Raw genomic sequence first — 11,705 nt, 5'->3', positions numbered from 1 at the left:
CTTCGCTGCGCTCGCAATGACGGAGTGGAGGCAGTTGAGCGCGCCTCGCGGCATCGAGCTGCGAGGCTGTACCAACGCCTACCCCTCCCCCTCGTCGCTCGCCAGCACGCCTTTCACCGCCCTCGCCCAGCCCGCAAGCTTCCGCTCGCGCGTGGCCTGGCTCATGTTCGGCTTGAAGCGATGCTCGAGGCGCCAATTGTCGGCGAATTTGGTCGGCTCGGGATAGACGCCTGCATTGAGGCCGGCGAGGTAGGCGGCGCCCAGCGCCGTGGTCTCCTGGATCACGGGGCGATCGACCGGGGCGTCCAGCAGATCAGCGAGGCGCTGCATGGTCCAGTCGGAGGCGGTCATGCCGCCGTCGACGCGGAGCACGACGCTGGCGGTTTCCGAACTCGGCCAGTCCGCGCGCATCGCGGCCCAGAGGTCGTAAGTCTGGTAGCAGACGCTTTCCAGCGCAGCATGGGCGAACTCGGCGGGGCCGGTGTTGCGGGTGAGGCCGAACAGCGCGCCGCGCACGCGCGGATTCCAGTAGGGCGCGCCCATGCCGACGAAAGCCGGCACGAGATAGACGCTCTGCATGGAGTCGGACTGATCGGCAAGCGGGCCGGTTTCGGCGGCGTGCTTGATGATGCCGACACCGTCGCGCAGCCACTGCACGGCGCTGCCCGCGACGAAGATCGAGCCTTCCAGCGCGTAGGTGCGCTTGCCGTCGAGCTGATAGGCGACGGTGGTGAGCAGCTTGTTCTTCGACACCACCGGCGTGGTGCCGGTGTTGAGCAGCGCAAAACAGCCGGTGCCGTAGGTGGACTTCATCATGCCCGGGCGGAAGCAGGCCTGGCCGATGGTCGCGGCCTGCTGGTCGCCGGCGATACCAGAGATCGCGATGGCGCCGCCGAACAGGTCGGGCGTGCTCTCGCCGAAACGGGCGGAGGAGTCCTTCACCTCGGGCAGCATCGAGCGTGGCACGCCGATGATCTCCAGCAGCTCGTCGTCCCACTGTCCGGTGTGAATGTTGAACAGCAGCGTGCGCGAGGCGTTGGTGGCGTCGGTGGCGTGCACCTTGCCGCCGGTGAGGCGCCAGAGCAGGTAGCAATCGACGGTGCCGAACATCAATTCGCCGCGCGCGGCGCGTGCCCGCGCGCCGGGGACGTGGTCGAGAATCCAGGCAACCTTGGTGCCGGAGAAATAGGGATCGATGATCAGGCCGGTCTTCTGCGAGATGACGGGCTCGCGGCCTTCTGCTTTGAGTTTCGCGCAGATGTCGGCGGTGCGGCGGTCCTGCCAGACGATGGCGCGGTGCACGGCCTGGCCGGTGGCGCGGTCCCACACCACCGTGGTCTCGCGCTGGTTGGTGATGCCGATCGCGGCGATGTCCTTTGCGCCGATGCCGGCCTGCTCGATCGCCTCGCGGCAGACCATCACGGTCGAGGTCCAGATGTCCTCCGGCTCGTGCTCGACCCAGCCGGAAGCCGGAAAGTGCTGCGGGAATTCCTGCTGCGCCTTCGCCGCGATGGAAATGTCGCTGCGAAACACGATTGCGCGCGAAGAGGTGGTGCCCTGGTCGATGGCAAGGACGAAAGACATGGCGGCTACCTTGGCGTTGAGCTTGGCGTTTCCCTGGAGGGAGTCATTGTGTCGCACCAAAAGGAGCGGATTGAGGCGGCAAGGTCAAGGCGGCTCTGCTCTTACCCTCCCCTGGAGGGGGAGGGTCGGATCACATGGGCGAAGCGGAATGTGATCCGGGGTGGGGTGAAGGTCTCTCCTCATCGAACAGTGCCCGAGCGGAGAGATAACCCCACCCCGCCCGCGCTTCGCGCGATCGACCCTCCCCCTCCAGGGGAGGGTAAGAAAGAACGCGGCTCGATTCAGGCTGAGGTTTTTCGCTTGCGCCGGTGCTCGAAGTGCATGGCTTCCGCCTCACGCGAACCGTAAAGCTCCACATAGATGCGTTCGAGCACAGCCGTTAGATCACCCGTGATCTCCGAATTCCAGAATCGGACAACGCGATAGCCTTCGCGCTCGAGCCAGCGTTGGCGTTTGGCATCATGCTCGGCCGCATCGTCTTCATTGTGATGCCCGCCATCGAGCTCGATGATGAGGCGCTTGGCTGGCAAGAAGAAGTCGACGACATAGGGGCCGATCGGCGCTTGCCGGCGGAAGTGCGAGCCTTCGAGCGGGAGCTCCTTGAGGGCACGCCACAGCATGCGTTCGTGCGGCGTCGTGTTCGCTCTCAGCTTCTTTGCGGCGGCGCGTCGGATCGATGTTGAGACCATTGCTGCGGCTCACCCCACCCCGCTCGCGCGTTTGCGCGAGCGACCCTCCCCCTCCAGGGGAGGGTAAGAGAAGCGTGCTCGCGACACAATTGCAAGTCGTTAGAGGCCTACACCGCCGCCGTGGTGACGCCGCCGTCGATGACGATGGTCTGGCCGGTCATGAAGCTCGAGGCATCGGAGGCGAGATACGCCACGGCACCTGCGATCTCGTCGGGTTCGCCGATGCGGCGGAGCGGCGTGGTGGCGGTGCGGCGCTTGAGGTTGGCTTCGTCTTCCCACAGCGCGCGGGCGAAATCGGTCTTGACGAGGCCGGGCGCGATGCAGTTGACGCGGACGCCTTTCGGGCCCCATTCGCCGGCGAGCGAGCGGCACAGCGCGAAGTCGGCCGCTTTCGAGATGCCGTAGGCACCGATCACGGTGGAGCCGCGCAAGCCTCCGATCGAGGAGATGATGACGACGGAGCCATTGCCGCGCTCGGCCATCTGCGGAATCGCGAGCGCGGAGAGCCAGATGTTACTCTTGACGTTCGAGCCCATGATCTTGTCGAAGGCTTCATCGGTAATGTCGAGCAGCGGACCGTAGTAGGGATTGACGGCGGCGTTGCAGACGAGGATGTCGATCTTGCCGTAATGCTTCGTGGCACCCGAGATCAGCGCCTCGACCTCGGCCTTGCGCGCGATGTTGCAGGGGATGACGGTTGCCTCGCCGCCGGCCGCATTGATGCCGTCGGCGACCTCCTTGCAGGCCTCGGCCTTGCGCGAGGAGACCACGACCTTGGCGCCGAGCTTCGCCAGCAGTTCGGCGGAGGAGCGGCCGATGCCACGGCTGGAGCCGGTGACCACGGCGACCTTGCCGGTGAGATCGAACGGGGTGCTTTTCATGGGTGTTGCCTCGGTGCTTCAACGACCTCCGTCATTGCGAGGAGCGAAGCGACGAAGCAATCCAGACCGTCTCCGCGGACGGATTCTGGATTGCTTCGCTTCGCTCGCAATGACGAAGGAGAGACCTAGACCAGCCCGCCCGCGTCGGCGACGCGGCGCTGGTGGTAGTCGGTGTCGCCGAACGTGTTCTCGATCATGGTGAGACGCTTGAAGTAGTGGCCGATCTTCGCCTCCATGGTCATGCCGATGCCGCCATGGAGCTGAATCGATTGCTGGCCGACGAATTTCAGCGACTTGCCGATCTGCACCTTGGCGGCGGCGATGGCGTTGGAGCGCTCCCTGGCATCCTCGAAATCGTTCGCCATGGTCGCGAACATCGACATCGAGCGCGCCTGCTCGGCGGCGACGAACATGTCGGAGGCGCGGTGCTGCAGCGACTGGAACGAGCCGATCGCGACGCCGAACTGCTTGCGCGTCTTGATGTACTCGACCGTGGTCTTGAGCGATTCGTCCATCAGGCCGACCGCCTCGGCGCAGAGCGCGACGCGGGCTTCATCCACCACGCGCTCGATCAGCGCGAGCGAATCCTCGGGATTGCCGATCACGGCATCCGCGCCCACTTCGACACCGGTGAAGGTGATGTCGGCGGCGTGGAGGCCGTCCTGGGTCGGGTAGGACTTCTTCGCGACGCCCTTGGCATTTGCGGGGACCAGGAACACGCCGATGCCGCTTCGGTCGCGACGGTCGCCCCTGGTGCGCGCGGTGACGACGAGCGTGTCGGCATTCTCGCCGTTGAGCACGACGAACTTCTCGCCGTCGATCACCCAGCCGTCGCCCTTCTTCTTCGCGGTCGTGGTGACGTCGAACAGATCGTAGCGCGAGTTCTTCTCGAGCTGGGCGAACGCGAGCGTCTTGCTGCCGTCGATGATCCCCGGCACGTGCGCGGCCTTCTGCGCGTCGGTGCCGGCATGGCGCAGGAAGCCGCCGCCGATCACGACCGTGGCGAGATAGGGCTCCAGCACCAGCGCCTTGCCTAGCGCTTCCATCACGATCATGGTCTCGACGCCGCCGCAGCCGAAGCCGCCATCGGCCTCGCTGAAAGGAAGGCCCAGCAGGCCCTGCTCGGCGAGCTTGAGCCAGACGGCTTTGCTCCAGCCGCCCTTCTCCTTCATGTACTTCTTGCGCTGCTCGAAATCGTAGGAATCGGTCAGCAGGCCGTCGATGCTTTCCTTGAGAAGCCGCTGCTCCTCGTTCAGGTCAAAATCCATTGTCTTTATTCTCCAGGTATCGATTTCGTCATGCCCGGGCTCGTCCCGGGCATCTACGTTCTTCGTGCCGCTAGGCGTGGATGGCCGGGTCAAGCCCGGCCATGACGGCGAGTGCGTGGTGGCGGCGCGCCATCAAAGCCCCAGCACCGCCTTGGCGATGATGTTGCGCTGGATCTCGTTGGAGCCGCCGTAGATCGAGACCTTGCGGTTGTTGAAGTAGCTCGGCGCGATCTGGGCGGTCCAGTCCATGGCTTCGTTCGAGCCGTCGTCGCCGTGCACATCGTAGGGCGCGGCGAACGGGCCGATCACTTCCATGAGCAGCTCGGTGGTGGTCTGCTGGATCTCGGAACCCTTGATCTTCAGCACCGAGGAGGCCGGATTGGGCTTGCCCTTGCCGTGCTTGCCTTCATCGGCGACGACGCGCAGCTGCGTCAGCTCGAGCGCCTTGAGCTCGATCTCGCAGGCGGCGAGCTTCTCGCGGAACGCGGCGTCCTGGATGATCGGCTTGCCTGAAGATTCGACCTTGCCGGCGAGATCGCGGATGCGGCGCAGCCGCTCCTTGGAGACGCCGACGCGGGCGATGCCGGTGCGCTCGTTGCCGAGCAGGAACTTGGCATAGTCCCAGCCCTTGTTCTCCTCGCCGATCAGGTTCTCGATCGGAACCTCCACGTCGTCGAAGAAGACCTCGTTGACCTCATGGCCGCCGTCGATGGTCTGGATCGGGCGCACGGTGACGCCCTTCGACTTCATCGAGAACACGATGAAGGAGATGCCCATCTGCTTCTTGGCGTTGTTGTCGGTGCGGCAGAGGCAGAAGATCATGTCGGCGTGCTGGGCCAGCGTGGTCCAGGTCTTCTGGCCGTTGATGATCCACTTGTCGCCCCGGCGCTCGGCCTTGGTCTTGAGCGAGGCGAGGTCCGAGCCGGAGCCGGGCTCGGAGAAGCCCTGGCACCACCAGTCGTCGACATTGGCGATACGCGGAAGATATTTCTTCTTCTGCTCCTCGCTGCCGAAGGTGTAGATGACCGGGCCGACCATGCTGACGCCGAAGGCGAGCGGCTGCGGCGCCGGATGCGCCTGAAGCTCCTCGTTGAAGATGTAATGCTGCACGGCGGTCCAACCCGTGCCGCCATATTGCTTGGGCCAGTGGCTGACGCCCCAGCCCTTCTTGTTGAGGATGCGCCACCAATTCACCATCTCGTCCTTCGAGAGGTGACGGCCCTCGACCAGCTTGCGCCGCGTATCCGGCGGCACGTTGTCGCGGAAGAACTGCCGCACTTCCTCGCGAAACGCCTGCTCTTCCCTAGTGAATGCGAGATCCATCGGATCCTCCTTTGAGCGAATTTCCCATTCCGTCATTCCGGGGCGCGCGAAGCGCGAACCCGGAATCTAGAAGTTGTGGCTCGAGGTTCCGGGTTCATTCGCTTGATGCGAATGCCCCGGAACGACGGAGCCCGTTACTGCAACACCTCGAACAGCCCGGCCGCGCCCATGCCGCCGCCGACGCACATGGTGACGACCGCGTACTTGGCCTTGCGGCGACGGCCTTCGATCAGGGCGTGGCCGGTGAGGCGCGCGCCCGACATGCCGTAGGGATGGCCGACCGCAATCGCGCCGCCGTCGACGTTGATCTTGTCGGGGTCGATGCCGAGCTTGTCGCGGCAATACAGCACCTGCACGGCGAAGGCTTCGTTCAGCTCCCACAGCCCGATGTCGTCGACGGTGAGGCCGTGGCGCTTGAGCAGGCGCGGCACGGCGAAGACCGGGCCGATGCCCATCTCGTCCGGCTCGCAGCCGGCGGAGACGAAGCCGCGGAAGATGCCGAGCGGCTTGAGACCGCGCTTGGCGGCTTCCTTGTCGCTCATGATCACCGAGGCGCTGGCGCCGTCGGAAAGCTGGCTGGCGTTGCCGGCGGTGATGGTGAAACCGTGGCCGCGCACGGCCTTCAAGCCAGCGAGGCCTTCGATCGTGGTCTCGGGGCGCGGGCCCTCGTCCTGCGACAGCGTGACCTCCTTCATCGAGACAGTGCCGGTCGCCTTGTCGGTGACCGCCATCTGCGTCGTGATCGGCGCGATCTCGTCCTTGAACTTGCCGCCCTGTTGCGCGGCTGCCGTGCGGCGCTGGCTCTCCAGCGAATATTCGTCCTGGCGTTCGCGCGAGATGCCGTAGCGCTTGGCGACGACCTCGGCGGTGTCGATCATGGGCATGTAGACCTCGCCCTTGATCTTCAGCAGCGCCGGGTCCTGGGCGTGGAAGCCGTTCATCTTGTCGTTCTGCACGAGGCTGATTGACTCACCGCCGCCGCCGACCGCGATCTCGACGCCGTCGAAGATCACCGAGCGCGCGGCGAGCGCGATCGCCTGCAGGCCCGAGGCACATTGCCGGTCGATGGTGGTGCCGGCGACGGTGACGGGAAGGCCGGCGCGGAGCAGCGCCTTGCGCGCGATATTGCCGCCGGTCGCGCCCTGCTGAAGGGCTGCGCCCATCACGACGTCCTCGATCTCTTTCGGGTCGACCTTGGCGCGCGCGACGGCCTCGCGAATCGCGTGGCCGAGCAAGGTTGCGCCCTCGGTGGCGTTGAGCGCACCGCGATAGGCCTTGCCGATCGGGGTGCGGGCGGTGGAAACGATAACGGCGTCGGTCAAGAGCGACCTCCTGATGCGGTTTTGGTGGATTGTGACGGTTTCTGCTGCTGGCGCAATTCGTGTCGCGACAATTTCCCGACCGGCGTGCGCGGCAGATCGTCGACGAACTCGACCGCAGCCGGCAATTCGTGCTTGCCGACCTTGCCCGCCAACTGCGCGCGCAGTTCGTCGAGCGAGAACGGTCTTGCGTCGGGTTTCAGCTTGATGAAGGCCTTTGCGGCCTCGCCCCGGTACTGGTCGGGAATGCCGAGCACGATCACCTCGTGCACACCTGGAATGGTGTAGATCGCCTGCTCGATCATCTGCGGATAGACGTTGAAGCCGCCGGAGATGATCATGTCCTTCTTGCGGTCGACCAGGAAGAAATAGCCGTCCGCATCGACATAGCCGATGTCGCCGGTGAGAAAGCGGCCGTCGACGAAGGCGTCCGCTGATCCCTCCGGCTTGTTCCAGTATCCCTTGGTGACGTTCGGGCCCCTGATGCGGATCTCGCCGACTTCGCCCGGCGGCAGCACGCGTCTTGGATCATCCAGAGCAACGACGTCGAGCTCGATACCAGGCAGCATCAGGCCGATCGAGCCGGGCTTGTCCGGACCCGCAGGCGGATGGCCGGTGCCGGGCGAGCAGGTCTCGGTCATGCCCCAGCCGCTCTTGAGCTTCTTGCCGACCTTGCGCTCGAAGAAGCTCGCGATCTCGACCGGCAGCGGCGCGCCGCCGGAGCCGATGGTCGCGAGCGAGGAGAAATCGCGCTTGTCGAGATCCGGCAGCGCCGCGATCGCGATCCACATCGTCGGCACGCCCGGAAAGTATGTCGCGCGCTTGATTTCGATGTCGCGCATCACCGCTTCGACATCGAAACGCTGGTGCAGCGAGATCAGATGGCCGCGGCTGAGCGAGGACAAAAGCACGACGGTGAGTGCGTAGATGTGGAACAGCGGCAGCACACAGATCACGCGCTCGATTGTCTCGCCACGCGCAGCGCGCCCCGGCTTGCCCCAGACGTCGTAGATCGACACCGCCGCGGTGAGGTTGCCGTGCGTGAGCATCGCGCCCTTGGGCAGGCCGGTGGTGCCGCCGGTATATTGCAGCAGCGCGACGTCGTCCACGGTCACGGACGGCCATTGCGCAGGCGCGGTGGCGCCCTCGACGAAGGCCTTGAAGGTCACGATGCGGGGATCATCGGGAATCGCCGCCTGCGGCGTGCCGACCTTGCCCCAATGATCGTCCTCGCAGACGACCAGGCGGTCGATCAGCCCCTTCTCCAGGAATTTCAGAGCGGTCGGCAGCAGCGCCTGGAGGTTGGAGGTGACGAGGACGCGCGAGCCGGAGTCGGAGACCTTGTGCGTCAGCGCGATCTCGCCGTCGAGCGGGGACAGATGCGCAACGCGGCTACCCGCCTTCAGCGCGCCGAAGAAATTGATGGGATGGTCCGGCGTGTTGCCGAGAAACAGCGCGACCGACGCGCCCCCCTGCCGCAGCCGGCCCGCAGGAACGCCGCGGCGGCGCGCTCGGCCTGAGCTGCGAGCTCGGTATAGGTGATCGCGCGATCGCGGAATTCCAACGCGGTGCGCGGGCCGTAATCGGCGGCAGCCTTCGACAGCAGGTCGGGGAGCGTGCCCTGGATGATGGCGTCGTCCCAACGCACGCCCTCGGGGTAAAACTGTTCGCCGGGATGGGTCATAGGCGATCGATACTCTGCAAAGCGATAATGGCCGGGTCGTGTGAGGCGGGCATCGGCGGACGGGCTCCCCTCCCCCTTGCGGGGAGGGGTTGGGGAAGGGGGTAGCCACAAACGCTGACCTCGCCCGGGGCTACCCCCCTCCCTGCCCCTCCCCCGCAAGGGGGGAGGGGACGGAGAGAGCGTCGCCCGGAACTACTCATCGCAGCCACCGACCCCAATCCGATCACGCCGCTTTCGACGCCGCCGCGAGCGAGGCGAACGTCTTGCCTTCCGCCGCGAGCTTCTTCAGCAGCGGCGCGGGCTCGAGGCTCGGGTCATTGGTCTCCTTGGCGTAGAACGAGAGGCGATCGGCGATGTGCTTGAGGCCGACGGTGTCGGCCCAGAACATCGGGCCGCCGCGGTAGATCGGCCAGCCATAGCCGTAGAGCCAGACCACGTCGATGTCGCTAGGACGCGCCGCGATGCCTTCCTCGAGGATCTTCGCGCCCTCATTGATCATCGGATACATCATGCGCTCGAGTATCTCCTCGTCGCTGACGACGCGCTTCTTGCGGCCGAGGCGGGCAAGCGTCTCGTCGATCAGCTTCTCGACCTCAGGATCGGGCAGCGGCGAGCGGCTGCCCGCTTCATACTTGTAATAGCCCTTGCCGGTCTTCTGGCCGAAACGGCCGGCTTCGCACAGCGCGTCCGCGATCTCCGACTTGATGCCGCGATCCTTGCGTGAGCGCCAGCCGATATCGAGGCCGGCGAGGTCGCCCATCGCGAACGGCCCCATCGGCATGCCGAACTTGGTGACGACGGCATCGACCTGCTGCGGCAGCGCGCCTTCGAACAGCAGCTTCTCGGACTGCTTGCCGCGCTGGGCCAGCATGCGGTTGCCGACAAAACCGTCACAGACGCCGACCACGGCCGGCACCTTTGCGATCTTGCGCGCGATCGTGACGGCGGTCACGAGCGCATCCGGCGCGGTCTTCTCGGCGCGGACGATCTCGCACAGCTTCATGACGTTGGCCGGCGAGAAGAAGTGCATGCCGAGCACGTCCTGCGGACGCTTGGTCGACTTGGCGATCTCGTCGATGTTGAGATAGGAGGTGTTCGAGGCGAGCACGGCACCCGGCTTGGCGTACTGATCGAGCTTGCCGAACACTTCCTTCTTCACCGCCATGGTCTCGAACACGGCCTCGATGACGAGATCGGCATCGCCGACATTCTCGATACCGACCTTGCCATCGATCAGCGCCATGCGCTTGGCGGGCGCGTCCGCCGGAATGCCGCCGCGCGCCGCCGTCGCTTCCCAGTTCTTCTGCATGATGCCCATGCCGCGCTTGAGCTGCTCCTCGCCGGTCTCGATCAGCGTGACGGGAACGCCCGCATTGGCGAAGGACATCGCGATGCCACCGCCCATGGTGCCGGCGCCAAGGATGGCGACGCGGTTGACCGGACGCGGCTTGGTGCCTTCGGGCACGCCCGCGATCTTGTTGGCCTCGCGCTCGGCGAAAAAGGCGTAGCGCTGCGCCTTGGACTGGTCGCTGGCGACGAGCTTCAGGAAGCCCTCGCGCTCCTTCTTTAGACCTTCGTCGAATGGCAGGTCGATGGCGTAGCCGACGGCGTCGGCCGCTGCGAACGGCGCCTCCAGGCCGCGCGCCTTTTTCGTCATGGCGGCGACGGCATTGGTGAAGATCGAGCGGTCGGCCCTGGCGGCCGCGATCTTGGAATCGTCGTCACGCAGGCGCCGCAGCGGGCGCTTCTCGGCCAGCAGCTTGCGCACGAAGGCCTCGCCGCCCGAGGCCGGCCCTTCGACGATCTCCTCGATCAGGCCGCTCTTCAGCGCTTCCGCGGCACCGATCGGGTCGCCGCCGACGATCATCCTGACTGCGAGTTCCGGCCCGACCGCACGGGGCAGACGCTGGGTCCCGCCGGCGCCGGGCAGGAGGCCGAGCTTGACCTCGGGCAGGCCGAGCTTGGCCTCTTTCACCGCGACACGGAAATGACAGGCGAGCGCGACCTCGAGTCCGCCGCCAAGCGCGGTGCCGTGGATCGCGGCAACCACCGGCTTCGGCGAATTCTCGATCTCGGACAGCACGTCGTTGAGAGCGGGCGGCTTCGGCGGCTTGCCGAACTCGGTGATGTCGGCGCCTGCAATGAAGGTGCGACCGGCGCAGGTCAGCACGATGCCCTTGATGGCGGGATCGGCGATTGCAGCCTTGATGCACTCGAAGATGCCGCCGCGGACCGCGGCACTCAGCGCATTGACCGGAGGACTGTTGACCGTAACGATCCCGACTTCGTCATGACGCTCAAGCTTGACCACTTCGCTCACGGTGTCCCTCCTTGGTGGGGATTTACTTTTGTTCGATTTCGCGGTGCGGAATTTAATTCCGCATCTTGACGGCAGGGTTATTTTGAAGCACGGACATTGTCAACGACTCCGCGCAAGAAGCAGATCAGGGATGAAGCGTACAGGAAAGAAGACTGCGACCGATCGGAATTTCGTCGTCGCGCTTTCCCGCGGACTGGATGTATTGCGCGCGTTCCAACCCAATGACGGCCTTCTCGGCAATCAGGAGATTGCGGCCCGCACCAATCTGCCCAAGCCGACCGTGTCGAGGCTGACCTACACGTTGACCAAGCTCGGCTATCTGACGCCTGTTCCCCGTTTCGAGAAGTACCAGCTCGCACCCGCAGCGATGTCGCTCGGCTACGCGGCGCTGGCCAATCTGGGCGTTCGGCATTTGTCCGAGCCGTTCCGCGAGGAAGTGATGCGCGCGACCGGCGGTGCCGTCGCCGTCGGCGGCCGCGACCGGCACAGCATGATCTATTTCGGGCAGAGCCGCGGCAGCGAGACGGTGGGCGTTCAACTTGACGTCGGCTCGCGCGTGCCGATTGCAACCAGCGCGATGGGCCGCGCTTATTTCTGGGCGCTCGATGACGCGGATCGCGCTGACGTATCGCGCATT

8 protein-coding genes and 1 pseudogene are annotated in these 11,705 nt (G+C 65.5%); 1 reads left to right on the top strand and 8 read right to left on the bottom strand.

The window, feature by feature from the left end; all coding sequences use genetic code 11:
• Positions 1-78 precede the first annotated feature (78 nt).
• The 8 genes and pseudogenes from glpK to IC50_RS25655 form a co-directional block, all read right to left on the bottom strand.
• Positions 79-1,584: a glycerol kinase GlpK gene (glpK, locus tag IC50_RS25690; RefSeq protein WP_035711327.1), complete on the bottom strand. Its 1,506-nt coding sequence runs from the start codon at positions 1,582-1,584 to the stop codon at positions 79-81.
• A 281-nt stretch (positions 1,585-1,865) separates the two neighbouring features.
• Entirely contained in the window at positions 1,866-2,273 is a 408-nt protein-coding gene (locus IC50_RS25685; RefSeq protein ID WP_035711322.1) for an endonuclease domain-containing protein, read from the bottom strand.
• 107 nt (positions 2,274-2,380) lie between these two features.
• Positions 2,381-3,154, bottom strand: coding sequence for an SDR family NAD(P)-dependent oxidoreductase (locus IC50_RS25680; protein WP_035711317.1), 774 nt, complete (start codon positions 3,152-3,154; stop codon positions 2,381-2,383).
• A gap of 125 nt (positions 3,155-3,279) precedes the next feature.
• A complete protein-coding gene (gene pimD, locus IC50_RS25675) occupies positions 3,280-4,422 on the bottom strand; it encodes a pimeloyl-CoA dehydrogenase small subunit (RefSeq protein ID WP_035711314.1) in 1,143 nt (380 codons plus the stop codon).
• 132 nt (positions 4,423-4,554) lie between these two features.
• A complete protein-coding gene (gene pimC / locus IC50_RS25670; RefSeq protein WP_035711325.1) occupies positions 4,555-5,745 on the bottom strand; it encodes a pimeloyl-CoA dehydrogenase large subunit in 1,191 nt (396 codons plus the stop codon).
• A 134-nt stretch (positions 5,746-5,879) separates the two neighbouring features.
• Positions 5,880-7,067, bottom strand: a complete 1,188-nt coding sequence (locus IC50_RS25665) for an acetyl-CoA C-acyltransferase (RefSeq protein WP_035711311.1) — start codon at positions 7,065-7,067, stop codon at positions 5,880-5,882.
• Positions 7,064-8,748, bottom strand: a pseudogene (gene pimA, locus IC50_RS25660) (dicarboxylate--CoA ligase PimA). The gene IC50_RS25665 and the pseudogene pimA overlap by 4 nt, the downstream one beginning before the upstream one ends.
• A gap of 223 nt (positions 8,749-8,971) precedes the next feature.
• Positions 8,972-11,068, bottom strand: coding sequence for a 3-hydroxyacyl-CoA dehydrogenase NAD-binding domain-containing protein (locus IC50_RS25655; RefSeq protein WP_035711308.1), 2,097 nt, complete (start codon positions 11,066-11,068; stop codon positions 8,972-8,974).
• Positions 11,069-11,198: 130 nt separating this feature from the next.
• On the opposite strand from IC50_RS25655, the gene IC50_RS25650 reads away from it, so the two are divergent.
• The coding region (locus IC50_RS25650; protein ID WP_035711305.1) for an IclR family transcriptional regulator at positions 11,199-11,705 on the top strand (507 nt) is incomplete at its 3' end.

The organism is Bradyrhizobium genomosp. I (2014) (genome assembly GCF_000261685.1).
Taxonomy (GTDB): Bacteria; Pseudomonadota; Alphaproteobacteria; order Rhizobiales; family Xanthobacteraceae; genus Bradyrhizobium.
This window is presented reverse-complemented; position numbering and strand designations above follow the sequence as displayed.

Coding starts and splice junctions, on each gene's coding strand:
- glpK (WP_035711327.1), bottom strand. CDS start 1,584: ATGTCTTTCGTCCTTGCCATCGACCAGGGCACCACCTCTTCGCGCGCA.
- IC50_RS25685 (WP_035711322.1), bottom strand. CDS start 2,273: ATGGTCTCAACATCGATCCGACGCGCCGCCGCAAAGAAGCTGAGAGCG.
- IC50_RS25680 (WP_035711317.1), bottom strand. CDS start 3,154: ATGAAAAGCACCCCGTTCGATCTCACCGGCAAGGTCGCCGTGGTCACC.
- pimD (WP_035711314.1), bottom strand. CDS start 4,422: ATGGATTTTGACCTGAACGAGGAGCAGCGGCTTCTCAAGGAAAGCATC.
- pimC (WP_035711325.1), bottom strand. CDS start 5,745: ATGGATCTCGCATTCACTAGGGAAGAGCAGGCGTTTCGCGAGGAAGTG.